Raw genomic sequence first — 25811 nt, 5'->3', positions numbered from 1 at the left:
GTCACCCCCAGGGCGTTAGCGTCGGCGCATGCCCACGTCGAAGACTCACTCTCGCCATGTCGTCGGTGACGACGACTTCACCGACCTGCTGCCGGAGACCCGGCGTGCCCTTGCCCATCGGATCTCGGTGGCCCAGCGCGACGCGCGGCTGCCCGGCGTCGTCGCGGGCGTGCTGCGGGACGGGGAGCCGCTCTGGTGGGGCGCGCGCAGCATGGTCGACGGCCATGTGCCCACCACGGACGTGCAGTTCCGGATCGGCTCGATCACCAAGACCTTTGTGGCGGTGCTGGTGCTGCGCCTCCGGGACGAGGGCTTGCTCCGCCTGTCGGACCGGCTCGGTGAGCACGTGCCGGACGTCGGCCCGGGCGCCGGGGAGCTGACCGTTCGCCAGTTGCTGTCGCACACGTCCGGGTTGTCGGCGGAGCCGCCGGGGCCGTGGTGGGAGCGGACCGACGGATCGCTGCGTCCCGAGCTCGCGGACCTGCTGCAGGACCCGCCGCTTCGGCATGAGTCCGGGCGGGTGTTCCACTACTCCAACGTCGGATTCGGCCTGCTGGGCGCGCTGGTGGAGCGGTTGCGGGGCGACGACTGGTACACCGTGCTGCACCGCGAGGTGCTGAGCCCTCTCGGGATGCGACGGACCTCGGCCCTCCCGGAGGCGCCGCACGCGGGTGGCTGGGCCGTGCATCCGTGGGCGGACGTGATCCTCGCCGAGCCGTTGCAGCAGACCGGGCGGATGGCTCCGGCCGGGCAACTCTGGTCCACCGTCGACGACTTGCTCCGCTGGGCAGGGTTCCTTGCGGCGGGGGACGACCGGGTGCTGTCGGCGGCCACGCTCGCCGAGATGCGCGAGCCGCAGGCCCCGGGCGAGGACGGTTACGGCCTCGGTCTGGCCCTGAACCGCACCGGCACGCTGGCGTTGGCTGGGCACACCGGTTCCATGCCCGGCTTCCTGGCCGCGCTGTGGATCGCTCCGGAGGAGCGGTTGGGCGCGGTGGTGCTGACCAACACCACCTCGGCCGCGAACTTCAGCGTCAGCGACCTCGCCGCCGACCTGGTCGGCATCGTCGCCGAGCGGGAGCCGGACTTCCCCGAGCCGTGGCGCCCGCTGAGCTCCTGCGATCCGGCGGTGCTGGCGCTGACCGGCCCCTGGTACTGGGGACCGACCGCGTGCGGGCTGCGCCTGGTCGGCGAGAACGAGCTGGAGCTGGTCCAGTTGGCAGCCCCGCGCGAGCGGGTCTCGCTGCTGCGTCCGGCCGACGGTGAGGCATGGGACGGCGATACCTGGACGGTGACGGGCGGCTACTGGCACGGCGAGACGATGCGCGTGGTGCGCAGCGCCGACATGGCGGCCGAGGCGGGACGGGAAGCCGGGATCAGCCACCTGGACATGGGCACCTTCGTGCTGACCCGGGAGCCGTACCCCCTCGACGGGCCCACCCCCGGCGCGGTCGACCCGGCTGGCTGGCGCGCCGAGAAGTGGTGAAATCCCTGACGAACCGGTGGAATTTGCCATGATGCCGATGGACCTGTGTCCGCGGCGGTAGGTGCCGGACGCCGGTGAGCCGGGACGAGCCGGCTGGACGAGCTGGAAGAGGCTGGGCGATGGCGAAGGACACCGACGGCAACGAGGGCACGGCCGGCGTTCAAGGAGCGATCGAGGTCGAGGTCGAGGTGTTCACCGGGCCCGAGGGGGCGTACTTCGCCACCTCCTCGCTGATCCTCGGTCCGGAGCACGCCGTGCTCGTCGACACCCAGCTGACCCGGAGCGCCGGCCGTGAGCTGGCCGAATGGATCGCCGGTCGGGCGCGGTCGCTCAGCGCGATCGTGATCACCCACCCGCATCCGGAGCACTACTTCGGCACCGAGGAGGTGCTCCGCCTCTTCCCGGGCACGCCCGTCTACGCGGACCCGGTGGTGATCGATGCGATCACCCGGACCGGGCTGGCCAAGGTCGCCCAGTGGCGGCAGGTCTTCGGGGACGACGTGACCTCCGCGCCGATCGTCCCCGGCCCGCTGCCGGCGGGCACGCTCCGGGTCGACGGCGCGGAGGTGCACGTGCTGGACATCGGTCAGGGCGACTGCGACGCCTCCACCGTCGTCCATGTCCCGGGGGCGAAGACGGTGATCGCGGGCGACGTGGTCTTCAACGGCACCCATGTCTGGACCGCTGACACCACGCCCGAGGAGCGCTCGGACTGGCTCGCCGGTCTGGAGACGGTGCGCGGCCTCGGCCCGGAGCGGCTGGTCGCCGGTCACCGTGCGCCCGGCCAGGACGACGACGCCCGCCGGGTGCTCGCCTTCACCGGCGACTACCTGCGGGAGTTCGACACGCAGTTGGCCGCCCACCCGGACGACGCCGACGCGCTGGTCGCGGCGATGAACGCCACGTACGCGGAGCTGACCCTCCCGGCCATCCTGCGGCAGAGTGCGCAGGCGAACACTTCGCGCGCCTGAGTCGACGCCGGGCGTCGGCCCTCGGGCCTCGGACATCGAGCCTCGACCTGCTCGGGACAGCGTGCTGGCGTTGACGTCAGGGGCAAGGTCTAACGTCGAAGACATGCGCATCGGTGAGCTGGCGCGGCGGGCCGGAACGACGACCCGGACGCTGCGGTACTACGAGACGCGCGGTCTGCTGACCGCGCGACGCGGCGGCAACGGCTACCGCAGTTACGACGAGGACGACCTTCGGCTGCTGCGGCAGATCCGGCTGCTCCAGGACTTCGGGTTCGAGCTGGAGGAGACCCGGCCCTTCGTCGAGTGTCTGCGTGCGGGGCACCCGAGCGGTGACTCCTGCCCGGCTTCGCTCGACGTCTACCGCCGCAAGCTGGCCGAGTTGGACTCCTGCATCGAGCGGCTGCGCGAGGTGCGGGACCAGGTCGGGGCCCAGCTGGCCCGTGCCGAGGTCGCGGTGACGGCCGACGAGCCGCCGCCGGCCCGGTGCGAGCTCGACGCGGAGTGAGGCGGGTACGGCCGCGAGGCCGGTAGCCACGAAGTCGCGAGGCCGTGCAGCCGTGCAGCCGTTCTACCGATATGGGCGACGAGGACGAGCGAGAGGGAGTGGACCGATGGCGGGGACGAGTGAGCTGGTCGCCGAGGTGACCGACGCGGACTTCGCGGCCGAGGTGCTGGCGAGCGAGAAGCCGGTGCTGGTGGAGTTCACGGCGGCGTGGTGCCCGCCGTGCCGGATGATGGCGCCGGTGCTGGCGCAGCTGGCCGAAGAGCGACGCGAGGAGCTGCGGGTGGTGACGATCGACGTCGACGCGAACGGCGGCACGCAGTCGGCCTACGGGGTGCTGTCGATGCCGACCATGATGCTCTTTCAGCAGGGCGAACCCATCTGGACCGTGGTGGGCGCGCGGCCCAAGCGTCGCCTGGGACAGGAGGTGACGGAGGCGTTGGAGCGGGCGCGCGCGGCAGCGTAGCGCGCAGGGGGCGGATGCGCCCCCTTCTTGCCGCTATTTGTCGGATCAACTGTGCACCCGTGCCACTCTGCGGAGAGCAGCACGGATCCGACGGGAGAACCCCCAGGTGTCGATCGGAAGCGCTCTCAATCGAAACGGTCGTCCTCGCCGACAGCTCCGGGCGGAGAGGCGGGTGGACGCGGCCAAGGCCGCTCCCGGGCCGTCCACGGCGGCTCTGGAGCTGACCCGCCCGCCGACCGCGGACGTCTCCGAACTGCTGTTCCGGGAGCCGGCGCTCCTGGAGCAGGAAGCGGAGTCGGGTCCGCACGAGGAGCCCGACTCCGGGCCCGGGGCGGCTCCTGAACGCGAGTCCGAGGCGCCCGCCTCGCAGCTTCAGGACCAGCAGGACCACGGCGCGCGGGACGCGGAGGCGTCCGGGCCTGGGCAGGCTTTGGCGCTACGGCCGGACTACAGTCCGATGTTCACCGATGCTCCCGCGCTGAACTGGGCCGGGCCCGACGATGCGTGGAGTCGGGCGTGGACAGTGCCCGTGGCTCCCGCGCAACCGGTACCGCCGATGCCGATCGTCCCTGCCCCGGTGCCGGTCCCGTCCGGGATCTCGACGGCCCCGTTGCCGCCGCCTCCGCTGCCGTTGCCCGGATCGGTGGTCGCGGTCGTGCCGCTGGCGTCCCGTCAGCGCCAGTCCACGGTGGGACGCGGGGCGGAGACAGCAGCCTCGGCCGGTGCCAGGACCGCAGCTGGAAGCGGAACCCCGGCCGCTCAGGCGGGCAGCGCGGGGGTCATGCCGAGAGGGCCTGTCGGGCCGACACCGCAGGACATCGTGCTGATCCGACGGAGCCTCAGCCAGATCGAGCCGATCGCGGACCGGGCCACGGCGCACTTCTACGCCGTGCTTTTCCTGGAGCGTCCGGAGTTGCGGGCGCTCTTCCCGGCCGCGATGGACGTGCACCGCGACCGGCTGTTCCGTGCGCTGCTGGAGGCCGGTCGCGCGGCGGACGATCCGCCGCAGCTGGTCGAGTACCTGGAGGGGCTGGCCCGCAGCCACCGCAAGTACGGGGTGCGGGACGAGCACTACGCACCCGTCTGCTCCGCGCTGCTGGCGGCGCTGGAACGTTACTGCGGACGGGAGTGGACCGCAGCGACCGGGCGGGCCTGGTCCAAGGTCTTCGCGGTGATCTCGCAGGTGATGATGGCCGCGGCGGCCAGGGAGGCGCAGAGTTCACCGGCCTGGTGGCAGGGGGAGGTGCGCTCCGTCGAGCGGGTCGGCCGGGACGTGGCCGTGGTGACGCTCAGCACGGACCAGCCCTACCCGTACCAGGCCGGGCAGTACGCGGACGTCGAGGTGCCGTGGTGGCCGCGGGTGTGGCGTCGGTTCTCCATGGCGTCCGCTCCCGAGGGCGAGAACGGGCTGCTGCGCTTCCACGTCAAGGCGGTTCCGGCGGGCTGGGTGAGCAACGCGCTGGTGCACCGGGCGCAGCCGGGCGACGTGGTGCGGCTGGGTCCGCCGAGCGGCTCGATGGTGGTCGATCCCGCCGCGCCCGAGCCGCTGCTGCTGGTCGGCGGTGGCACGGGGATCGGCGCGATCATCGCCATCGTGGAGGAGCTGGCCAAGGCGGGGACGCGCCGCCGCGTCGAGGTCTTCTACGGCGCGCGCCGCGCCGAGGACTGCTACGCGGACGCCGGGCTACGGGAGTTGGACCGGGCGCTGCCGTGGCTGACGGTGCGGACGTCGTTGTCGGAGCCCGAGTTCGCCGACTTCCCCGGAGCCGCGTCGACTTCGGCCGCCACGCTGCGAGCGCTTCCGGCGGGCACGGCAGCGGCGGCTGCGGACGCCGCTGACCCTGCTGGTCCTGCTGACCCTGCGGATCTTGTCGACGGGAAGCCGGAACGCGGGATGGTGTCCGAGGTGCTGGCCCGGTTCGGTCCGTGGGAGGGGTACGAGGCCTGCCTCAGCGGGCCGTCGGCGATGATCCGGCGGGTGCGCGCGATGCTGCTCAGCGCGGGCGTTCCGGCCGAGCGGATCCACGACGACCTCGACTCGTCCGGGACGGAGTCCGGGGCCGAGGCCGGGTCCGGCACCTGAGCCTCCGTCAGGCGCTCAGGGTCATCGGGTGACCAGGCGACCAGGCGCTCAGGCGCCGAGGTCGTCCGCGAGGAGGGCGGTCACGCCTTCGATGTTGGCCGCCAGATAGGCCCGCAGCGACGGCGGCACCACGTTGACGGAGGTGACGCCCTCGCGGGTGAAGGGCAGCCGGACAATCTCGTACTCGCCGTTGGGCTCGTCCACCTCGGGTCCGTGCCGGCGCGAGAGGTCCATCGAGGCCAGACGGCAGACGAAGAAGTGCTGGATCTTCACGCCGTGCGGGTGCAGTTCGCGGCCGTCCTCGTGGTGCGTGTGGGAGACGGTGTCGACGAAGGCGGGGACGATGTCCCGCGCCTTGCCGCCCAGTTCCTCGGAGAGCTCACGGTGGAGGGCGGCGACCACGGAGGCGTCGGTCGGCTCCATCCCGCCGCCCGGGGTGATCCAGTAGGGCTGCTTGCCGGGCTTGGTCCGTTTGATCATGACCAGCTCCAGGCCGTCGGGCCCCTGGTCCAGCAGGATCGCGCGGGCGGTGCGCTTGACCACCGGGCGGACGCCGTGCCGGGCGGGCGAGCGTTCCGCGCGGCCCTGGCCGGGCGGGCGGTGCGGCTCGGAGGACGCGGCCTCGAGCGAATCCGCGAGGGGATTCGCGGGCGCTTCCGTGGGCGTTTGCGCGGGCCGGTCCCCGCGTCGCTCGGCGTGTCGTACCGCGTGTCGCGTTGCTCCTGCAGCGTGCTGTGCCACCACGACTGGAGTGTGCCGCAGGTGACATCCAGCCAAACCCGAACCTGCTTCCGTTGTGCGCAGGTTAAGTCCTGGTCAAATTTCCACCCCCGCCGATTGGCGGGGGTGGTGCTCCGTCTGGGGTGCGAGACATTACTGTGATCTGAAGGGCATTATGTGGAGGAGTTGCGTCCAAATGGCATATGTCCGGCGGTTGGAGGGGTAGCGATGGCGACGGAGAAGGCCGCGCCGACCTTGATCGGGTCGGTCCAGCGCGCGCTCCGTCTGCTGGAGGCCGTGGGCCTCCAGGGCGACGGCGCGACCGCCAAACAGCTCGCCCGTCAGGCCGGACTCCCCCTTGCCACCACGTACCACCTGCTCAGGACGCTGACCCACGAGGGCTATCTGCGCCGCGTCGACGGCGAGTACGTCCTCGGCGAGGCGGTCGGCTCGCTCGGCCGCAACCACCAGGTCTCCCAGGGACGGGACGCGATCGCGTCCGCCCTGGACCGGCTGCGCGACGAACTCGGCGCGGCCACCTACTTCGCCACCTACCGCGACGGCGAGATCGAGGTCGTCGACGTCTCCGAGGCGCCGGGCGTTCCGGCCGTCGAGGAGTGGGCCGACTTTCGCGTCACCGGCAACGCCCACGCCGTCGGGCAGTGCCTTCTCGGCCAACTCGATCGGGAGGGCCGCCTTGACTACCTCTCGCGTCACCGTCCGCAGTCGTTGACCCGGCGCACGGTGACCGACTCGACCGTCCTGCTGCGCAGACTCGACGCCCGCCATCCGGCGCGTCCGGTGCTGGAGCAGCAGGAATACCTGCCAGGAGTGGTCTGCGCGGCCGTACCGATCATGGTCGGCGCCGCGCTGTGCACCATCGGTCTGTCACTGCCGGTCGCTCAGGCGCATCGGCTCTCCGCAGCTGCCGACCGGCTCGCCATGCGGGTCGGGGCGGTGATGGACCGGCTGTCGTTCACCATCTGAAAACTTCGCCCTTGGTAGCGAATGGGGACGAAGAGAGCATGGTTCCCATACGCAGTACCGTACGGACGTCGGGGATCGAGAGGTACCGCAATGAAGATGCAGAGCCTGGTCAAGGGCCAGCTGGTGATGAGTCTGGTGGTGTCGGAGGACCTCGCCTTCGACACCCATGTCGAGCTCGTCTACGACCCCGCCGACCCCTTTGCGGTCCGGCTCACCTTCCACCTGCCCGGCGACCCGCCGGTGACCTGGGTCTTCGGTCGCGAACTCCTGCTGGACGGGATCACCCGCCCGACCGGCGAGGGTGACGTCCGGGTGCTGCCGGTGCCGGGGGAGGACGAGGACTTCATGGACGTCCGCATCGAACTGCACTCCCCCGACGGCACGGCGGTGCTGCTCTCCGCGGCGATTCCGTTGATCGCCTTCCTCGGCCGCACCGACCGTGTGCTCCCGATGGGTCAGGAGCACACGGCCGCAGACCTGGATCGTCAGTTGGAGCTGATCCTCGGGCAGTCCTAGTGCTGGTCCTGGTGCCGGCCGGTTCTGGTGCCGGCCGGTCTTGGTGCCGGCCGGTCCTAGTCGTCGTCGCGGACGACCAGGTGCAGCGCCCAGGCGACGATGCTGATGATCAGCGAGCCGAGCAGGGCCGGGACGAAGCCGTCGACGTGGAAGTCGAGGTTGAGCTTGCCCGAGGTCCAGGAGGTCAGCCAGAGCATCAGCGCGTTGATCACGAAGGTGATCAGGCCGAGGGTGAGAATGAACAGCGGGAACGAGAAGAGCTTGACCAGCGGCTTGATGAAGAAGTTCACCACGCCGAAGACGAGGGCCACGAGGACCACGGTCAAGGCCTGGTGCTGCCAGTCGGCCGCGGTCAGGTGAATGCCTGTGACGAGCGCGGCGGCCACCCAGATGGCCGCCGCGTTGATCAGGATCTTGAGAGCGAACTTCATCATGGTGCGATCGTCGCAGTCCGTCGCGGGCGACGGTAGTCCCGGACGGTCATGTCGGTGTCACAGCTTGGAACGCGTCGACACGTGCGAACACGGGGCGATCACCGGACTGCCATCATGGCTCCATGAAGGTCTTCCGGATGGACGAGCTCGATGCCGAGCGTGCCGCCAACGAGGGCGCCTACCTGCAGTTCCTGCGGGAACGCAACATGTCGGCCGGGCTGTACGCCCTGGGTGCCGGCGAGTTGGACACGCAGAATCCGCACCGTGAGGACGAGCTCTACGTGATCGTCAGCGGACGGGGTGCGATCACGGTGGGTGAGGAGACCACGACTGTGGGGCGTGGCAGCGTCGTCTACGTTCCGGCCGGGGTGCCGCACCGCTTCCACCACATCAGTGAGGACCTGCGGGTTCTGGTGGTCTTCGCCCCTCCGGAGGGCTGAATCCCCGAGTCCCGACCCTGGTGCGCGGGACGGCCTGATCAGGGTCTTATCCGGGTCTTCTCAGGGGCAGGAACCCTTCGGGAGCGGGCGATCCGCCCGTACGATCGGAGACGTAACGAGGACACCCGAGGGGGAGGACGGACATCATGACTGAACTGTGGAAGGCACTCCCCAGCTGGGTGCGCAACATCGTGGTCCCGATTCTGGCGATCATCGTGGCCTGGTGGGTGCTCTCCGCCATCGTGGGCCTGGTCTTCGGACTGATGACCTTCGTCATCAAGGCGCTGCTGGTGGTGGCGCTGGCGGCCGTGGTGGTCATCCTGGTGAAGAAGGCGTCCAAGAGCTGACGTCCGAGACGTCCGAGAGCTGACGTCCCAGAGAAACGTGACGAAGGGCCGACCCTGACGGGTCGGCCCTTCGGCTTGGCAGGTGTCAGCTGCTGCTCGACGGCGATCTGCTACTCGACGGTGATCTGCTGCGGGACGGTCGGCGGCTCGCTGCCGCCCTTGCCGTCGCCCTTGCCGTCGCCCTCGCCGTCGCCCTTCATCTGGGACAGCAACTGGCGGGCCAGGCCCAGTCCGGTGCCGCCCATGGTGAGCGCCTTGGCGAACATCTCGCCCATGCCCTCGGCGCCGTTGAGCAGCACCATGTGCTCGACGTTGCCGAAGGCGGACGCGCCCGCCTGCACGATCTCCGGCCACTTCTCGGCCAACTGCTGGGCCACGACCGCCTCCTGGTTCTCGGCCAGGGCCGCGGCGCGGGCCTTGATGGCCTCCGCTTCGGCCAGACCGAGGGCGCGGGCCGACTCGGCGTCGGCCAGGCCCTTGGCCTGCACCGCCTCGGCCTCGGCGATGCCGCGGGCGCGGGTCGCGGATGCGTCCGCCTCACCGCGGACCCGGGTGGACTCGGCCTCGGCGCCGGCCGCCGTCTTGAGCCGGGTGGCCTCGGCGGCGGCACGGAGCTCGGTCTCCTTGGCCTGCGCCTGTGCGGCGGAGATCCGGGCGTCGCGATCGGCCTCGGCGATGGTGCGGGTCTGGTAGGCGGCGGCGTCGGCGGGCTTGCGCACGTCGATCTGCAGCTGCTGCTCGCGGCGCTGGGCTTCGAGCTCGGCGACGCGGGTCTCCTGGACCACGACCTCCTGCTTGGCGGCGGCCTCGGCCAGCGGACCGGCCTGGCGTGCGGAGGCGGCGGCCTTCTCCATCTCCGCGCGGTAACCGGCCTGCAGGATCTCGCTGTTACGGGTCGACTCGGCCTTGCGGGCGGCGGCCTCCTGCTCGGCCTGGGTGGCCGCGCGGTCCGCCTCCGCCTGGGCGATGCGCGCGTCGCGGTGGACCGCGGCGGCGTGCGGGGCGGCCAGGTTCTTGATGTAGCCGGTCGGGTCGTCGATCTCCTGGATCTGCAGCGAGTCGATGATCAGGCCGAGCTTCTCCATCTCCGAACCGGACGCGGAGCGGGTCTCGCCGGTGAGCCGCTCGCGGTCGCGGATCATCTCCTCGACGGTCAACCCGCCGACGATGGACCGCAGATGACCGGCGAAGACGTTGTGCACCCGGTCGCCCATGTGGTCCTGGCGGTCCAGGAAGCGGCGGGCCGCGTTGGCGATGGAGACGTGGTCGTCGCCGACCTTGAAGATCACCACGCCCTTGACCCGGACCGGGATGCCCTGGCTGGTGACGCACTCGACGTCGAGGTCGGCCTCGTTGAGGTCGAGGTAGAGCTTGCGGACCACCTGGATGCCCGGGGTGACCAGGGTTCCGCGCCCGGTGACGATCCGGAAACCGAGCCCCTCGTCGAGGCCCTCGGTCCGGTGCTTGGAACCCGAGATGATCAGCGCCTCGTTGGGTTCGGCGACCCGCCACATGAGCTTGAACAGCACGATCACGATCAGCAGGGCGACAACAATGCCCCCCGCGATAACACCGATGAACATCGGCGCATGCCCCCTTCTGCGCCGCCGGCCCGTGGCTGCGTCGAACTGGTGGCGCAGGAGGAACGCGGGCTTTTAATGGCGGCCGGCGGAGAGTGTGCACCCTCCGGCCGCGGTGTTAACGCGCGGGGGCTTCTCTTGACGAGAATTTGACGCTGTGACTGGTCAGGGGGCCGCCGTCGGCGGTCGGCGGTCGGCGGTCGTCGGTCAGGACGGTGACGGCAGCAGCGCGGCGACGTAGACGGTGCGCGGCGGCTGGTACTCCTGCACCACCACCGCCGTCCCGACGGTCAACCGCTCGCCGGGCACGGCGGGATGGGCGAGGAACGCCTCGGTCCCGCCGCGCGCCGGCACGTACACCATCACCTCACCGACCAGGCCCGGCCCGACCGTTCCCGTCACCCGGCCCTGAAGGCCGACCATGCGTGCGTTGGCAGTCATGGTGAGGACGATAGCCAGCTCAGGGCTTGACGGTCAGGCAGACCGGCGCGCTGGTGGCGGGGATCAGGTCCGTCCCGTAGGAGGTGGTGAGCGGGAACTCCTCGGTGTAGACGGCACGGAAGCAGGCGTTGCTGCCGGCCTTGATCCAGGTGGTCGGCAGCGGCGCGGTGGTCGGGCCGACCGGGTAGGCCGAGCCGTTGTGCCAGACCCCGCTGCCCGGGACGCTCCACTGGTACTGGACGTGGGCCTGTACCCCGGGGTTGATCCACTTGCCGTTGACCTTCGCCCAGGCGGAGGAGGACAGCTTGACCCAGGTCCCCTTGACGGCGGAGGTTGCGGAGAGTCCTGCGAACGCGGCGGTCTGCCAGCCGGTCTGGTAGGTGAAGCTCTGCGTGGTGGTGAGCCCTGCGCTGGATACCAGGTTCAGCGTGAGGCGACCGCCGGTCTCCTGAGCCGCCGGAGTGGCCAGGGACAGCGCGGGCGGGGTCGCGCCGGTGCCGGAGGCGAGCGTGTTGCCGTTCTGGTCGGTGACGGTCCATGACTGCAGCGTGCTGAAGCCGTCGGGCGACGAGACGGTCGGGGCCACGTGGATGGTGCTGCCCGTGACGAGGGTCTCGGAGCCGGTCGGCCAGGTGGCCGTCAGCGGCGCTGCCACGGTGACCGGCTGGTCGACGCTCTCCTGAACCCCGTTGCTGTCGGTGACCACCCAGGTGAGGGTGTGCTTGCCGTAAGGCAGGGGTTTTGGGTTGTAGGACGAACCGCCCAGCACGGGTAGGAGGCACGTGCCCGACGGTGTTCTGCCGAACGCCCCGATGTTGTAGACGGGCAAGTACTGCCAGACCGCGCCGTCGACCTGGAGCTCGATGTGCGAGGGCCCGACGTAGCCTGCGCCCGTGTACCCGTTGCAGGCGGCCCAGTTGCCCGGGTAGCTGTAGGACAGGTCGAGGTTGCTCCAGTCCGGTGTGACCACGGTCTGCGTGGGCGCGGTCAGCGTGAAGCTCCGGTCGATCACCATGTTCGCTGTCAGCGGGGAGCTGACCACGCCGTTGCTGTCCATCGCGACGGCGGCGATCGCGTACACCCCGTCGTCCAGGGCGCTGGTGTCGACGGACACCGTCCAGGTGCCGTCGGCGTTCTTGACGAAGTGAGTGACCGGGAGTGCGGGCCCGGGCGAGTCCAGCTCCACGTCGGTGACCGTGGTGCCGCTCGGGGCCGTTGGGGAGACGGTGGGGGTGACCGTCCAGGTCAGCTGGTTGGTGGCGTGCACCACCGGGGTGCCCGAGGACGCGGCCTGACCTGCGTTCGGACGGTGGTTGTCGACGTCGACGGGGGTGCCGAGCGACGCGCCCGTGGTCCCCAGGCTGTCCGCCGCCACGAAGAGCTGGTGGATGCCGTCGGTGACGGCCGGCTCCTCGAAGCCGCCAGTGGCGTAGGGCAGGAGGGTGGTGGTGTCGATCGACGCCTGGACCGTGCAGGTGGTCTCGCACTGACCGGGCTGGATCGGGATCGAGCCGTGCAGGCCCGTGCCTGCGAGGTTGTAGGCGACCTGCTGGATCGCGAAACCCGGTGAATGGGGTCACCGTCATGGCGATGTTCATCGTTCCGGTCACCGGGACCGCGGTGGAGCCGGGCGTGGTGCCGTTCACCGAGACCACGAGCGTGGGCGCGGTCGTCGTGGCGTGGGCGGCGCTGATGCTGGGGAGAGTGGCGCAGAGGGCGGTGCCGACGAGCACGGCCATGGATCTGACGCGCCGCCGGGGCGTGGACATGAAGCTCCTGAAGGAAGGTCTGGGGAACGCCGAAGGGCGGACGGCCGGGGGCAGCTGCCTGGTCACGGCTTGACCGTGATGCAGACAGGCGCGCTGATGCCTGGGACGTCGTCCCAGCCGTAGGGGGTCTCGTTCCCGGCGGTGGTGTAGAAGGCGCGGAAGCAGGCGCTCCCTCCGGGGTGGACCCAGAACGCCTGGGGCTGCGGTGAGTAGGTCGTGGTGGGGACCCCGGACCCGTTGTGCCAGACGTTGCTGCCGGGCGTGGCCCACTCCCAGGTCACCTGGCCGTACTGGGCGGGGTCGTGGACCCAGGTGCCGGCGATGCGCTCCCAGATGTCGGCGGTGAGCTTGACCCACCCTCCCGCGGTGATGGTTGTCGAACTGTATCGCCCGGGCTTTCCGCCGGGCCGGGGTGCCTCGCCCCCGCGGCCCGGGGGCCCGCCGGCGGGCGGGCCGCGGGGCCGGTCGTTTCATCGAGCGTGGCGCTGTTCAGCGCGGTGCTGTTGAGCGCGGCGTGGTCGGCTCACGGCTTGACGGTGAGGCAGACCGGCGCGCCGGTGGCCGTGATGTTCAGGCCGCCGTAGGAGCTCGCTGGGACGGTCTCCAGGTAGGAGGCGCGGAAGCAGGCGCTGCCGCCCGGGTGCACCCAGACCCCGGCGGGGGTTGCGCCCGCACCGGTCCCGGTGATCATCACCGTGCTGCCGAGGTGCCAGTTGCTGCTGCCCGGGGTGCTCCACTCGTAGCTGAGCGCGCCGGGCTTGCCCGGGTCCTTCACCCAGGTTCCGGCCACGCGCTCCCAGACATCGGAGGTGAGCTCGGCCCAGCCGCCGCTGGTGATCGTCGAAGCGGACAGGTGCGTGAAGACGGCCGTCTGCCAGGCGGTCTCCCAGGCAACAGTCTGCTGGGTGGTGATCCCCAAGCTGGAGACCAGTGTCAGGGTGAGCCGGCCGCCCGTCTCCTGAGTCACCGAGGTCGGCAGGGTCACCGAGGGGGACGTGCTGCCCGAACCGGAGGCCACCATCTTGCCGTTCTGGTCGGTGATCGTCCAGGACTGCAGGGTGCTGTAGCCGTCCGGAGAGGTGACCGTCGGGGCCAGGTGGAGCGGGCTGCCTGCGGTCAGCAGGATCGGGTTGGTGGGCCAGTTGGAGGTCAGCGCCTGACCCACCGTCACCGACTCGGTGGCGCTCTCCTGGACCCCGTGGTTGTCGGTGACGACCCAGGTGAGGGTGTGCGCTCCGTAGGGCAGGGGCTTCGCCGCCGTCCCCTCGTTGCCGACGGCCGGGAGCACACACTGGCCCGCGGCGTTGGTCATGTAGAAGGTGTTGGGGTTGACGGGCGAGTCCTGCCAGACCTTGCCGTCGACCTGGAGCTCGACGTTGCTCGGAGCGCTGACGCGGGAGGAGCCGACGGACTCGTTGCAGCTGGCCCAGTTGCCGGGAAAGGAGATGCCGAGCTGGAGCGCGCTCCAGTCCGGGGTGTTGAGCTGGGTGGCGGACGGCGCGGTCACGGCGAAGCCGTTGTTGTCCGCGATCAGCCTGTTCACCAGCGGAAGACTGCTGACGCCGTTGCTGTCGGTGGCGATCGCCGCGATGTTGTAGATGCCGGTGAGCGCGCTGGTGTCGACGGTCACCGTCCAGCTGCCGTCGGCGTTCTTGGTGAAGTGGCTGATCGGCAGCGATGTGCCGGGAGCCTCGAACTCCACGTCGGAGATGGTGCTGCCGGCCGGAGCGGTCGCGGACACGTTGGGCGTGACCGTCCAGGTGAGCGCCTTGGTCGCGCTGACAACCATTTTCTCGTCAGTCAGCGCCCCGGCCGTGGGCCGGTGGTTGTCGACCTGGACGGCGGTCGACGCGTACCCGTACGGGGTCGTCGCCGACAGCGCGCGAACGTAGACGGTGTGGGCGCCGTCGGGGGTCGAGGGCGTGCCCACCCCGCCGACCGCGTAGCCCAGCAGTGAGCTCGTGTCGAACGAGGCGGTGACGCTGCAGGACGTGTCGCATTGTCCCGGCTGGAACGTCTCGACTTGGGAGTAGGGCGAGTTGGTCAGCCCGATCTGCACGGTCTGAACCGGGTTGTTGGCGCCGGGCGTGACGGTCGCGGCGATGTCGACGACACCGGAGACGGGGATCGGGGCGGTCCCCGGTGCCTGGCCGTTGACGGTGAAGGCGACTGTCGCCGCAGGGGTCGCGGCGTGGGCCGCGGTGATGGTCGGAACGGTGGCGCACATGGCGGTGGCGGCGAGCACAGCCATGGATCTGAGGCGCCGGCGGGATATGCGCACGGAGCTCCTCGTGGAAGCAAAAAGAAGAGGGATCACCCGATGGTGATCAGCAGACGGACTTTAGCCGTTGGTGTGGCGTCGTAGTACAGGAGATGCGTAAGAGCCGTGAACTCAGAGGATATTCAGCGTCGTCGCCGGTGAGAGGCGTGTGCCCGTGTGCGTACGGATGGGCGTTGGCTGGGGATTTGGGGGCTTTCGTGTGCGTCCCGGCTGGCGATGAACGCCGCCAGCGCCGTGGTCAGCGGGACGGAGGCGATCAGGCCGAGGCTGCCGACGAGGGTGCGGACGACCTCCTCGGCCACGATCTCGCTGGTCGCCACCTGCCAGACGCCGCGGTGGGAGAGGGCGAAGAGCAGCATCAGCGGCAGCGCCGCGCCCGCGTAGGCCATCACCAGGGTGTTGACCGTGGACGCGATGTGGTCGCGGCCGATGCGGATGCCCGAGCGGTAGAGCGCGCGGGCGCTCATCTGCGGGTCGGCGGCGTGGAGTTCCCAGACCGAGCTGGCCTGGGTGACCGTCACGTCGTTGAGCACGCCCAGCGAGCCGATCACGACACCGGCCAGGAGCAGGCCGGGCAGTTGGATCCCTGGGAAGAGCGAGTGCACGAAGGCGGTCTCGTCCGAGGTGTTGCCGGTGAGGCGGGCCAGCCCGATGAACAGTTCGCCCAGCGCGCCGATCAGCGCGAGCGAGACGACCGTTCCCAGCACGGCCACCGAGGTGCGGGCGGATACGCCGTGGCAGAGGTAGAGCGCCAGCAGCATGATCAGCCCGCCGCCGACGACCGCGACGGCCAACGGGTCCTCGCCGCCGAGGATCGCCGGGAGGACGAAGAGGCCCAGCACCAGGAAGCTGATCGCCAGCGCGCCGAGCGCGGCGAGCCCGCGCAGGCGGCCGACCAGGACGACGGCGACGGCGAAGAGCGCGGCCAGCAGCGCGACGGGCGTGCTGCGGTCGGCGTCCTCGACGGTGTACTGGAGGGAGGCCGGGGCGGAGGGCGAGTAGTCCATCACGACCTGCTCGCCGGCGACGTAGACGGCGGTCTGGTCGGGCGTCAGGTTCTGCTCGACCGAGCGGCCCGCGTCCTTGCCGCCGGTGAGGCGGACGGTGATGGCGGTGCAGCTGCCGACAGCTCCGGAGCCGGGGGCGGCGGTACCGGTGACTGGTGCACCGCCGTCGCAGGGGACGGCGCGGGTAGCCGTCACCGTGCCCGTAACCGTCAGTTGGTCGAAGCCGACGCCGGTCACCGCGTGCGGCGGGATCGGCGCGGGCCAGAGGAACCACAGCCCGCACAGCACCGCCAGCGCGAACGGCACCAGCACGGCCGCCAGCAGCACCCGTAGCCGCGCGGACGCGGGGCTGGCCGGGCCGTGGTCGTGCGAGTGGCCGTGCCCGCCCGCGTGCCCGCCCGCGTGCCCCTCCCCACGCGCGGGTCGGTGCTCGTGCGCGTGCCCATGCGTCTGCTCGTGCGCGCGGGTTCGGGGGCTGGGCGGCACTGCCACTTCGCGAAGCTACCGCGGTGACCGGTCCGCGGACGCGCCCTCGCCAAACGCGACACCCGTCGATACTGTGTGCCCATCTCATCTGTAGACGCGGGAGCTCGGAGCACCGGGCTGAGAGGGCGCTGACCGCCGTCCCGACATGGGGACGTCGAACGCTTGCGCCGACCGCAGGAACCTGACCGGGTAATGCCGGCGTAGGGAGTAGTGGGTCTGATGACCACGCACGACGACGCACAGCAGAAGTCTGTCTCCGAGCAGGCCGTCACGGCCTCCAGCACGGCGGGCGGTTACCCGACGCCGGCCTGGCGCAAGGCGTACCACCAGGGCAGCCGCCCCGATCTGCGCGTCCCCTTCCGCGAGGTGCTGCTGAGCAACGGCGCGACCGTGCCGCTGTACGACACCTCCGGTCCGTACACCGATCCCGCCTACGAACCGGACGTCCGACGCGGCCTGCCGCCGCTGCGCGACGCCTGGATCAGCCAGCGCGGGGACGTCGAGGACTACCACGGCCGCGAGTCGCGTCCCGAGGACGACGGCCTTCGGCACACCTCGCCGCGCGGCGGGGCCGGGCTGGCCAACCTCGACGCGGTCTTCCCCGGCCGTCCCCGCCGTCCCAGGCGCGGACGGGACGGCGCGGCGGTGACCCAACTCGCGTACGCGCGACGGGGGATCGTCACCGAGGAGATGGAGTTCGCGGCGCTGCGCGAGGGCATGTCGCCGGAGACCGTGCGCGAGGAGCTTGCGGCGGGCCGCGCGGTGCTGCCCGCCAACGTCAACCACCCGGAGTCGGAGCCGATGCTGATCGGCTCGAAGTTCCTGGTGAAGATCAACGCCAATATCGGCAACTCGGCGGTCACCTCCTCGATCGAGGAGGAGGTCGAGAAGATGTCCTGGGCGAGCCGTTGGGGCGCGGACACCGTGATGGACCTGTCCACCGGCCGCAACATCCACACCACCCGCGAGTGGATCCTGCGCAACTCGCCCGTCCCGATCGGCACCGTGCCGCTCTACCAGGCGCTGGAGAAGGTGGACGGCAGGGCGGAGGAGCTGAGCTGGGACGTCTACCGCGACACCGTCATCGAGCAGTGCGAGCAGGGCGTCGACTACATGACCGTCCACGCGGGCGTGCTGCTGCGCTACGTGCCGATGACGGCCCGGCGCAAGACCGGCATCGTCTCGCGCGGCGGCTCGATCATGGCGGCGTGGTGTCTGGCGCACCACCAGGAGAACTTCCTCTACACGCACTTCGACGAGCTCTGCGAGATCCTGCGCGCCTACGACGTCACTTACTCGCTGGGTGACGGGCTGCGTCCGGGGTCGATCGCGGACGCCAACGACGAGGCGCAGTTCGCCGAGCTGCAGACGCTGGGCGAGCTCGGCCGGATCGCGCGGTCGCACGACGTGCAGGTGATGATCGAGGGCCCGGGGCACGTTCCGATGCACAAGATCAAGGAGAACATGGATCTCCAGAAGGAGATCTGCGACGAGGCGCCGTTCTACACGCTCGGCCCGCTGACCACGGACGTCGCCCCCGGCTACGACCACATCACCTCGGGAATCGGCGCGGCGATGATCGCCTGGTGGGGCACGGCGATGCTCTGCTACGTCACGCCCAAGGAGCACCTGGGCCTGCCCAATCGGGACGACGTCAAGACGGGCGTGATCACCTACAAGATCGCTGCCCACGCGGCGGACGTGGCCAAGGGCCACCCGTCCGCCCAGGCGTGGGACGACGCACTGTCGGACGCGCGGTTCGAGTTCCGTTGGGAGGACCAGTTCAACCTGGCCCTGGACCCGGAGACGGCGCGCGAGTTCCACGACGAGACGCTTCCGGCCGAGCCGGCCAAGACGGCGCACTTCTGCTCGATGTGCGGGCCGAAGTTCTGCTCGATGAAGATCAGCAAGACGGTCATGGACATGTATGGAAGTGGCGGCAGCGCGGGCGGCGAGGACGGCGACGACGACACGGTCGTGGCCGGGATGCGGGCGAAGTCGGAGGAGTTCAAGGCCCAGGGCGCGAAGGTGTACCTGCCGGTGGTCGACTGACGCCGGTTGGGCATCGCCGGACCAGCGCCGGACCAGCGCCGCACCGTCGCCGCACCAGCGCCTGACCTGCGCCTGACATCCACAGCCCCGGGAGGACGAAAAGCCACCCGGGGCTGTGGGATGTCAGTGCGGCCTGGTAGAAATTGTCGATCGGTGCGCGGATATTCGATTGCTGGCCGCTTGATGGGCTGCTTGATTGACTGCGCATCGCATGACATTTGGGACTTTCCGTCAAATCTGACCAGGGGGCGGACTTTCGCTGCGCGGCCGACTGTGCCTCAGCGCGCGATTTCCTGGCGCCCTGTCAGTAAGGAGTACTGTATGGCCAGAAAGATCGGCCGTGCCCGAATAACGACCGATTCGGTCGTTGCGGGGAAGAACGGCCGATTCTCGGGTTCCCGGGCGCGCGCCGCAGGCGTCGCCGTGGTGACGGCCTTCGGTGTCGTCACCGCGCTTGCCGGGACCGCCGACGCCGCGACCGCCACCGCCGACAACGCCGCGCAGAAGGCGCCCGTCCGGATCGGCGCGACCCCGCGGGTGCCCGCCGGGGCAGTGCGCACCGGCACCACCCCGTCCAGCAGCACGACGCTGCACCTGGCGGTCAACCTCCAGCCGCGCGACCCCAGCGCGCTGAGCGCGTTCGTGTCCGCGGTGTCGGACAAGAGCTCGCCGCTCTACCACCACTACCTCGGCACCGGTCAGTTCGCGCAGGACTTCGGTCCGACGCAGAGCACGATCGACGCTGTCGAGCAGGCGCTGCGCAGCCAGGGCCTGACGCCCGGCACGGTCTCGCAGGACGGGCTCTCCATCCCGGTCACCGCGTCGATCGCGACCGCGTCCAACGCGCTGAGCACGAGCTTCACCAACGTGAAGCTGGCGAACGGTTCGTCGGCGTACCTCAACACCGCCGCGCCAGTGCTGCCGAGCAGCGTGGCCGCGCAGGTGTCGAGCATCAGCGGTCTGACCGACGTCAGCTCCGTGACCAGCCACTTCACCAAGCCGCGTCTGGTCGGCAGCGCGCCGACCTCCGGTTCCACCGGCGTGGCCCCGCACGCGGCTACGGCGACCAGCCCGACTGTCTGCTCCGGTCTCACGAGCAACCTGCAGAAGATCGGCCTGAACGACACCAAGCAGTACTACAGCCCGAGTTCGCTGGCTTCGGCCTACGGGCTGGGCAAGAGCTTCACGGCGGGTGCCGGGGTCAAGGTCGGCGTCTTCGAGCTGGAGAACGTCAACACCTCTGACATCGCCGACTACCAGTCGTGCCTCGGCACCCACACGTCGGTCAGCTTCGTCAGCGTGGACGGCGGCCCGACCGTGGCTCCGAACGCCGACAACGGCGTCGGCATCGAGGCGGGTCTCGACATCGACGACCTGATCGGCCTGGTGCCGGGCGCGTCGATCATCGACTACCAGGGCCCCGACGCGCAGAACGCGACGGACCAGAACGTCCTGGACGTCTACCAGAAGATGGTGACGGACAACCAGGTCAAGGTCATCTCGACCAGCTGGGGCGTCTGCGAGGCGCCGGTCATCAGCTCCGACCCGGGTTTCTTCGCCAGCCAGCACAACATCTTCGCCGAGGCCGCAGCCCAGGGCCAGAGCCTGGTTGCGGCTGCCGGTGACGGCGGCTCGACCGACTGCTACCGCCAGGCGGGCGACTCCAACGCCCTGGCTGTCGACAACCCGGCGAGCGACCCGTACGTCACCGGTGTCGGTGGCACCTGGATGAACGGCTTGGGCTCCACGCTCAAGCAGGCCGTCTGGAACTACAACGGCACCGTCAACGCGCCCGGCGCGGGCGGCGGTGGCGTCTCCACGGAGTGGAACAGCGGCAGCAGCAGCGCCAACGGTTCCTTCCTCTACCAGAGCGGCTTCACCGGCCCCGGCTACAGCAACGCGTGCAACGCGGCCTCCGGTGAGACCTGCCGTCAGGTTCCCGACGTGTCGGCCCTGGCCGACCAGGGCTCCGGCTACCTGGTCTCCCTGGACCACAACGGCAGCAGCGACGCGTGGTACGTCATCGGTGGCACCAGCGGCGCCACGCCGACCTGGGCCGCCATGCTGGCGCAGGCCGACGCCTCGTCGGGCTGCAAGGCCAACGGTCCGGTCGGCCAGGTCAACCCGATCGTCTACGCCGCCGCGCGCAGCACCTACAGCTCGTCGTTCACCGACATCACCGCCGGTAACAACGACTGGACGGTCTCCGGTTACAAGGGCGGCAACTACGCGGCCAGCACCGGCTACGACCTGGCCTCGGGCCTCGGCACGCCGAAGTTCCCGGGCCTGCTCGGCGCTCTCTGCGGCACCAAGACCGGTACCGCGCACGGCGACTTCTTCCCGGTGTCGCCGACCCGCATCCTGGACACCCGTGACGGCACCGGCGGCTTCAAGACCCCGCTCGGCGCCAACGCCACGGACTCCCTTCAGGTCGCGGGCGTCGCGGGCGTGCCGAACGACGGTTCGGTCACCGCGGTCATGCTGAGCGTCACGGCCGTCGGCCCGACCGCCAGCAGCTTCCTGAGCGTCTACGGCGACGGCACCGGCAACGGCAGCACCACGCTCGCCTACACGCCGGGCCAGATCGTGCCGAACTCGGTGGTCGTTCCGGTCAAGGACGGCAAGGTCGACTTCTACAACCACAGCGGTAGCGTCAACGTCGTTGCGGTCGTGTCGGGTTACTACGGCACGGCGGCCACCAACGGCAGCACCTTCGTCGGCATCTCGCCGGCGCACCTGCTGGACACCCGCAGCGGCACCGGCACCGGTGGCACGATCGCGCCGCTGGGTGCGAACGCGACCATCACCGTCCCGACCACCGGCCAGGCCGGTGTCCCGAACGACGGCACGGTCACGGCCGTGGCGCTGGACGTCACCGCGATCGCCGGTACCGCCAACAGCTACATCGGCGTCTACCCGGGCACCTCGGGTCCGAGCACGGCAAGCAGCCTCAGCTTCGCGCCCGGCCAGATCATCGCGAACACGATCATCGTCCCGGTCGGCACGGACGGCACGGTCAAGTTCTACAACCACTCCGGCAGCGTCAACGTGACCGCGGACGTGACGGGTTACTACACCACCGCGACCACGGGCTCCGGCTTCAGCGCGGTCGTCCCGTCGCACCTGCTGGACACCCGCAACGCCGCCAAGGGGTTCACGGCGCTCGGCTCGGGCGGGACCCTGTCCTTCCCGGTGACCGGTGTCGGCGGTGTGGCGACCAACGCCAACGCCGTGGTGCTGAACGTGACCGCCATCGGCGGCACGGCCAACAGCTACCTGAGCATCTACCCGGACTCGCTGGGCCACTCGGCATCCACCAGCATCGATTTCTCCACCGGGCAGACGATCTCCAGCCTGGTCATCGTTCCGGTGATCGACGGCAAGATCGCGATCTACAACCACGCGGGCGCGGTCAACGTGGCAGCCGATGTTCTCGGCTACTACGCGCCGTGAACGGTCGCGTGAGCAGTGAGCAGTTGAGGGGTAGGCCGTAGCGCCAACTCCTGTGCAGGGCCCCGTCGGTGAATTTCACCGGCGGGACCCTGCCGCGTTCGTCGGGCTGGCCCGGGACCTTCGGTCAAGATGGCGTAACGCTTCCTTCCCCGAATCGGACGTATGCGTCAGAAGCCGTGGCCCGTACGAGCCGGGTTGCTAATCTCGCCGGATTGCGACCATGCGCCCCTTGTGTCTCCCGCACCTCGTAGGCGACGCACTGTGCGCGGCGCGCGGATCGCACCACAGCAGAACCGACCCACAGGGGTGGACAGGTGAGTGGTAGACGCGGCCGAAGACGGTCACGGAAGTGGATGGGAGCCACCGGCGCGCTGATCGTCGCCGCACTGGTGGCCGGAGCGGTGGCCGAGGCGTCGACCGGAGGTGGGTCGAGCGCGGCAGCGGCGACGCCCAGCGTCCCGGTGACGGCGTTGCAGAGCCAGTTCGCTTCAGCGGCGGCGGAGTTCCACGTGCCGCAGCAGGTGTTGATGGCGCTCGGTTACGAGGAGTCCCTGTGGGACACCCACCAGGGCTCGCCCAGCACCACAGGGAACTACAACGTGATGGGTCTGACCAAGGTCGACCCGGGTGACCTCGCGACGCCGACGGGCAACTCCGCCAGTCCGGAGACCGACGGCGCGGGCGACGGTCACAAGCGGTCGGCATCGCACGCCGCCGCACCGCGGGTGGCGGCCTCCGCACTCGCGGTGGACACCAACTCCCCCGCGCTGCACACGCTGGACACGGCGGCCAGGCTGATCGGCCAGTCGACGTCCGCGCTGAAGACGGACTCCGCGCAGAGCATCCGGGGCGGGGCCGCGCTCCTGGCGTCCTACGAGCAGAAGCTGACCGGCTCGCTCCCCGGCGACCCGGGCGGTTGGTACCCGGCGATCGCCGAGTACGCGCACGCGGACGACGCGGCGTCGGCGAAGCAGTTCGCGGACCGGGTCTTCCAGAGCATCCGGACCGGTCTGCGGGTGACGACCGACGAGGGCCAGGTGGTCACGCTCACCGCCGACCCGCAGGTGACGGTCTCCAGCAGCATGTCGAGCGGCACGTTGGCCGCCAAGGGCATCGCCCCCAAGGTCGAGGCGGCGGCCACGCTCGGAGGGACCGCTGCGACGACCGCGACGCCGTCGACGAGCGCGACGCAGTCGGGCGCGACGACGCACGCGGCAACCACGGCAACCACGGCAACCACGGCAACCAGGGCAAGCACGGCCGCCACCACGGCGACCACGCCCGCGCCCGAGTGCCCGACGGGCCTGAGCTGCGACTTCGTCCCCGCGGACTACTCGCTGGACTCGACCACCGACAACACCGACTACGGCAACTACGCTCTGGCGAACCGCAGCACCACCGACGGCAGCATCCGGTACATCGTCATCCACGACACGGAGAGCACGAAGTCCGCCGCCATCAACGGGTTCCAGGACCCGACCAGTTTCGTCAGCGCCCACTACGTCATCGGCCAGGACGGCTCGGTCACGCAGATGGTGCCGACGGCCGACATGGCCTGGCACTCCGACAACAAGACCTTCAACACCCACTCGATCGGCGTCGAGCACGAGGGCTGGGCCGCGCAGGCCGGCTCCTGGTACACGCCCTCCGAGTACCAGTCCTCCGCGACGCTGGTGAAGTACCTGGCGGCCCGGTTCAACATCCCGCTGGACCGGCAGCACATCATCGGTCACGACGAGGTCCCCGGCATCGAGGACTCGTACCTGCTGTCCCAGCACTGGGACCCGGGCCCGTACTGGGACTGGAGCTACTACATGTCGCTCCTCGGCGCCCCGCTGCACGGTGACGGCGACGCCGTCGTCGGCGGCACGGTGACCATCGCCCCGCCGGACTCGACCTCCTACGAGCCGACGGTGCTGGGCTGCGGCAGCAGCACCACCGCCTGCCCGGCGCACCCGGTCAACTTCGTCTACCTCTACCAGCAGCCGAGCTCCTCGTCCGCGCTGATCACCGACCCGATCTTCACGGCCAACAAGCAGCCGACCGGCAACCAGACGGCCTGGGACTGGACCGACCGCGCCACCTACGGCGAGACCTTCGTCGTGGCCGCCGTCCAGGGGGACTGGACCGCGATCTGGTACGGCGGACAGAAGGCGTGGTTCTACAACCCCGGTGGCACGTACGCGTATGCGGACTCCAACCCGTCGGCGCAGCTGGTCACCCCCACCGGGTCGACCGCGGTGCAGATCTGGGGCCGGGCCTACCCCGACGCCTCCGCGTACACCTCGAACGAGAGCGTCGCCCAGACGCTGGTCCCGCTGAGCTACACGCTTCCGGCGGGCCAGAGCTATCCGCTGGCCGGCCCGGCGGTGCTCGGGGACTACTACGACTCGAACACCTACTACGCCGACTACAACAGCTGTGTCGCGGGCGGGGGTTGCAAGTACTACACCGGGTCGCTGCAGTACTACCCGATCTCGTTCAACCACCGGCTGGTCTTCGTCCGGACCACGGACGTGCAGCTCACCTCCGTGGCCACCCCGGCGAAGAGCACCTTCTTCCCGGTCACGCCGACCCGGGTCCTGGACACCCGTGACGGCACCGGCGGCGTCGCCAAGGCTCCCGTCGGCGCGAACAGCGCGGTCTCGCTCAAGGTGGCCGGGCTCAGCAGCGGTGGCGTGACGATCCCCAGCAGCGGCGTCAGCGCGGTCGTGCTCAACGTGACCGCGGTGAACCCGACGGCGTCCGGCTACGTCAGCGTCTACGGCGACCAGGACGCCCCCGGGTCGGTCACCCTGATGTTCGGGCCCAAGCAGATCATCTCCAACCTGGTGACGGTCCCGGTCGTCAACGGCGTGGTCGACTTCTACAACCGCACCGGGACGGTCGACGTCTCCGTGGTGATCACCGGCTACTACAGCTCGTCGCTGTCCGGCGGTGGCACCTTCACCGGCATCCCCGGGGCGCACCTGCTCGACACCCGCAACGGGACCGGCCTCTCCGCGCCCGGCAAGTTGGGTCCGGGCGCGGTCGACACGATCAAGGTCATCGGCGGCACGAGCGGCGTCCCCAGTGATGGCTCGGTCACCGCGGTGGCGCTGAACGTCACGGCGATCAGCGGCACGGCCAACAGCTACCTGGCCCTCTACCCGGGCGGCTCGCCGGCCACCTCCTCGACCAGCATGAGCTTCGCGCCCGGTCAGATCGTCGCCAACACCATGATCGTCCCGGTGGACTCGACCGGCACGATCAAGTTCTACAACCACTCCGGCTCGGTGGACGCCACCGCGGACGTGACGGGCTACTACAGCTCCAGCACCAGCGGCGCGAGCTACGTGCCGATCACCACACGGCACCTCCTCGACACCCGCTACGGCCTCGGCGCGAGCGGTGCGATCGGCGCGGGTGCGACGCTCACCCTCCCGGTGTCGGGAGTGGGCGCGGTCCCGGCGAACGCCACCGGCGTGGTGCTGAACGTGACGGTGGTCAGCCCGACCGCCTACAGCTACGTGGGTGTCTACCCGGACAGCGCCAAGACGGGCGCCTCGACCGGGCTCGACTTCTCGACGGGGCAGTCGATCAGCAACATGGTCGTCGTCCCGGTGGTCGACGGGAAGATCGACTTCTACAACCACGCGGGATCGGTCCAGGTGCTCGCCGACGTGCTCGGCTTCTACGTTCCCTGACCCCTGCCGCACAACCGGGACGGGCCCGGCGGTCGACTCGACCGCCGGGCCCGTCCGTGCCTGTGGACAAGCGCTGATGCGTAGGACCCTGTTTGAGTCCTATG

General features: G+C 70.2%; 21 protein-coding genes. 13 read left to right on the top strand and 8 right to left on the bottom strand.

Annotation, left to right across the window (positions count from 1 at the left end; all coding sequences use genetic code 11):
* The first annotated feature begins 28 nt into the window (after nt 1-28).
* From I2501_RS08775 to I2501_RS08755, 5 genes are all read left to right on the top strand, one after another.
* Entirely contained in the window at nt 29-1486 is a 1458-nt protein-coding gene (locus tag I2501_RS08775; RefSeq protein ID WP_196193297.1) for a serine hydrolase domain-containing protein, read from the top strand.
* Nucleotides 1487-1605: 119 nt separating this feature from the next.
* Nucleotides 1606-2457, top strand: coding sequence for an MBL fold metallo-hydrolase (locus I2501_RS08770; RefSeq protein WP_196193296.1), 852 nt, complete (start codon nt 1606-1608; stop codon nt 2455-2457).
* 103 nt (nt 2458-2560) lie between these two features.
* A complete protein-coding gene (locus I2501_RS08765) occupies nt 2561-2962 on the top strand; it encodes a MerR family transcriptional regulator (RefSeq protein WP_196193295.1) in 402 nt (133 codons plus the stop codon).
* 106 nt (nt 2963-3068) lie between these two features.
* Nucleotides 3069-3425 (top strand): thioredoxin, encoded by a 357-nt coding sequence (gene trxA / locus I2501_RS08760; RefSeq protein WP_196193294.1) that lies wholly within the window; start codon nt 3069-3071, stop codon nt 3423-3425.
* A gap of 172 nt (nt 3426-3597) precedes the next feature.
* Nucleotides 3598-5508 (top strand): globin domain-containing protein, encoded by a 1911-nt coding sequence (locus I2501_RS08755; RefSeq protein WP_196193293.1) that lies wholly within the window; start codon nt 3598-3600, stop codon nt 5506-5508.
* Between the two features lie 48 nt (nt 5509-5556).
* On the opposite strand, the gene I2501_RS08750 is transcribed toward I2501_RS08755, so the two are convergent.
* Nucleotides 5557-6051 carry an NUDIX domain-containing protein gene (locus I2501_RS08750; protein ID WP_196193633.1) on the bottom strand — a complete coding sequence of 165 codons (495 nt, stop codon included), beginning with the start codon at nt 6049-6051 and terminating at the stop codon, nt 5557-5559.
* A 405-nt stretch (nt 6052-6456) separates the two neighbouring features.
* Here I2501_RS08750 and I2501_RS08745 point away from each other — a divergent pair, with 405 nt between their 5' ends.
* Nucleotides 6457-7215: an IclR family transcriptional regulator gene (locus tag I2501_RS08745; RefSeq protein ID WP_196193292.1), complete on the top strand. Its 759-nt coding sequence runs from the start codon at nt 6457-6459 to the stop codon at nt 7213-7215.
* A gap of 96 nt (nt 7216-7311) precedes the next feature.
* The gene (locus I2501_RS08740; protein WP_196193632.1) at nt 7312-7731 is read left to right on the top strand and encodes an SsgA family sporulation/cell division regulator; all 420 of its coding nucleotides are present in this window, start codon (nt 7312-7314) and stop codon (nt 7729-7731) included.
* 56 nt (nt 7732-7787) lie between these two features.
* Here I2501_RS08740 and I2501_RS08735 read toward each other — a convergent pair whose 3' ends face one another.
* Complete coding sequence (locus tag I2501_RS08735) at nt 7788-8165, bottom strand: phage holin family protein (protein ID WP_196193291.1); 378 nt, start codon at nt 8163-8165, stop codon at nt 7788-7790.
* Between the two features lie 122 nt (nt 8166-8287).
* Here I2501_RS08735 and I2501_RS08730 point away from each other — a divergent pair, with 122 nt between their 5' ends.
* On the top strand, nt 8288-8605 hold the full coding sequence (locus I2501_RS08730; RefSeq protein ID WP_196193290.1) for a cupin domain-containing protein: 318 nt from the start codon (nt 8288-8290) through the stop codon (nt 8603-8605).
* Nucleotides 8606-8751: 146 nt separating this feature from the next.
* Complete coding sequence (locus tag I2501_RS08725; RefSeq protein ID WP_196193289.1) at nt 8752-8952, top strand: DUF5326 family protein; 201 nt, start codon at nt 8752-8754, stop codon at nt 8950-8952.
* Between the two features lie 110 nt (nt 8953-9062).
* Here the strand turns inward: I2501_RS08725 and I2501_RS08720 are convergent, their stop codons facing one another.
* From I2501_RS08720 to I2501_RS08710, 3 genes are all read right to left on the bottom strand, one after another.
* A complete protein-coding gene (locus I2501_RS08720) occupies nt 9063-10535 on the bottom strand; it encodes a flotillin family protein (protein ID WP_196193288.1) in 1473 nt (490 codons plus the stop codon).
* A gap of 204 nt (nt 10536-10739) precedes the next feature.
* On the bottom strand, nt 10740-10955 hold the full coding sequence (locus tag I2501_RS08715; protein ID WP_196193631.1) for a hypothetical protein: 216 nt from the start codon (nt 10953-10955) through the stop codon (nt 10740-10742).
* A 37-nt stretch (nt 10956-10992) separates the two neighbouring features.
* Nucleotides 10993-12348: a flagellar hook protein FlgE gene (locus tag I2501_RS08710; protein ID WP_196193287.1), complete on the bottom strand. Its 1356-nt coding sequence runs from the start codon at nt 12346-12348 to the stop codon at nt 10993-10995.
* Between the two features lie 209 nt (nt 12349-12557).
* Here I2501_RS08710 and I2501_RS08705 point away from each other — a divergent pair, with 209 nt between their 5' ends.
* Complete coding sequence (locus tag I2501_RS08705; protein ID WP_196193286.1) at nt 12558-12815, top strand: hypothetical protein; 258 nt, start codon at nt 12558-12560, stop codon at nt 12813-12815.
* Here I2501_RS08705 and I2501_RS08700 read toward each other — a convergent pair.
* From I2501_RS08700 to I2501_RS08690, 3 genes are all read right to left on the bottom strand, one after another.
* Nucleotides 12805-13023 carry a hypothetical protein gene (locus I2501_RS08700; RefSeq protein WP_196193285.1) on the bottom strand — a complete coding sequence of 73 codons (219 nt, stop codon included), beginning with the start codon at nt 13021-13023 and terminating at the stop codon, nt 12805-12807. The two genes, I2501_RS08705 and I2501_RS08700, sit on opposite strands and share 11 nt — an antisense overlap.
* Nucleotides 13024-13265: 242 nt before the next feature.
* Entirely contained in the window at nt 13266-14993 is a 1728-nt protein-coding gene (locus tag I2501_RS08695; RefSeq protein ID WP_196193284.1) for a hypothetical protein, read from the bottom strand.
* A gap of 152 nt (nt 14994-15145) precedes the next feature.
* Nucleotides 15146-16516: a YibE/F family protein gene (locus I2501_RS08690; RefSeq protein WP_408022720.1), complete on the bottom strand. Its 1371-nt coding sequence runs from the start codon at nt 16514-16516 to the stop codon at nt 15146-15148.
* Between the two features lie 219 nt (nt 16517-16735).
* Between I2501_RS08690 and thiC the strand changes: the two genes are divergently transcribed.
* From thiC to I2501_RS08675, 3 genes are all read left to right on the top strand, one after another.
* Nucleotides 16736-18568 (top strand): phosphomethylpyrimidine synthase ThiC, encoded by a 1833-nt coding sequence (gene thiC / locus I2501_RS08685; RefSeq protein WP_196193282.1) that lies wholly within the window; start codon nt 16736-16738, stop codon nt 18566-18568.
* Between the two features lie 321 nt (nt 18569-18889).
* Entirely contained in the window at nt 18890-22021 is a 3132-nt protein-coding gene (locus tag I2501_RS08680; protein WP_196193281.1) for a S53 family peptidase, read from the top strand.
* A 353-nt stretch (nt 22022-22374) separates the two neighbouring features.
* The gene (locus I2501_RS08675) at nt 22375-25707 is read left to right on the top strand and encodes an N-acetylmuramoyl-L-alanine amidase (RefSeq protein ID WP_196193280.1); all 3333 of its coding nucleotides are present in this window, start codon (nt 22375-22377) and stop codon (nt 25705-25707) included.
* Nucleotides 25708-25811 lie beyond the last annotated feature (104 nt).

The organism is Streptacidiphilus fuscans (genome assembly GCF_015690355.1).
Classification (GTDB): Bacteria; Actinomycetota; Actinomycetes; order Streptomycetales; family Streptomycetaceae; genus Streptacidiphilus; species Streptacidiphilus fuscans.
This window is presented reverse-complemented; position numbering and strand designations above follow the sequence as displayed.

Coding starts and splice junctions, on each gene's coding strand:
- I2501_RS08775 (WP_196193297.1), top strand. CDS start 29: ATGCCCACGTCGAAGACTCACTCTCGCCATGTCGTCGGTGACGACGAC.
- I2501_RS08770 (WP_196193296.1), top strand. CDS start 1,606: ATGGCGAAGGACACCGACGGCAACGAGGGCACGGCCGGCGTTCAAGGA.
- I2501_RS08765 (WP_196193295.1), top strand. CDS start 2,561: ATGCGCATCGGTGAGCTGGCGCGGCGGGCCGGAACGACGACCCGGACG.
- trxA (WP_196193294.1), top strand. CDS start 3,069: ATGGCGGGGACGAGTGAGCTGGTCGCCGAGGTGACCGACGCGGACTTC.
- I2501_RS08745 (WP_196193292.1), top strand. CDS start 6,457: ATGGCGACGGAGAAGGCCGCGCCGACCTTGATCGGGTCGGTCCAGCGC.
- I2501_RS08740 (WP_196193632.1), top strand. CDS start 7,312: ATGCAGAGCCTGGTCAAGGGCCAGCTGGTGATGAGTCTGGTGGTGTCG.
- I2501_RS08735 (WP_196193291.1), bottom strand. CDS start 8,165: ATGATGAAGTTCGCTCTCAAGATCCTGATCAACGCGGCGGCCATCTGG.
- I2501_RS08730 (WP_196193290.1), top strand. CDS start 8,288: ATGAAGGTCTTCCGGATGGACGAGCTCGATGCCGAGCGTGCCGCCAAC.
- I2501_RS08725 (WP_196193289.1), top strand. CDS start 8,752: ATGACTGAACTGTGGAAGGCACTCCCCAGCTGGGTGCGCAACATCGTG.
- I2501_RS08720 (WP_196193288.1), bottom strand. CDS start 10,535: ATGTTCATCGGTGTTATCGCGGGGGGCATTGTTGTCGCCCTGCTGATC.
- I2501_RS08715 (WP_196193631.1), bottom strand. CDS start 10,955: ATGGTCGGCCTTCAGGGCCGGGTGACGGGAACGGTCGGGCCGGGCCTG.
- I2501_RS08705 (WP_196193286.1), top strand. CDS start 12,558: ATGGCGATGTTCATCGTTCCGGTCACCGGGACCGCGGTGGAGCCGGGC.
- I2501_RS08695 (WP_196193284.1), bottom strand. CDS start 14,993: ATGGCTGTGCTCGCCGCCACCGCCATGTGCGCCACCGTTCCGACCATC.
- thiC (WP_196193282.1), top strand. CDS start 16,736: ATGACCACGCACGACGACGCACAGCAGAAGTCTGTCTCCGAGCAGGCC.
- I2501_RS08680 (WP_196193281.1), top strand. CDS start 18,890: ATGGCCAGAAAGATCGGCCGTGCCCGAATAACGACCGATTCGGTCGTT.
- I2501_RS08675 (WP_196193280.1), top strand. CDS start 22,375: ATGGGAGCCACCGGCGCGCTGATCGTCGCCGCACTGGTGGCCGGAGCG.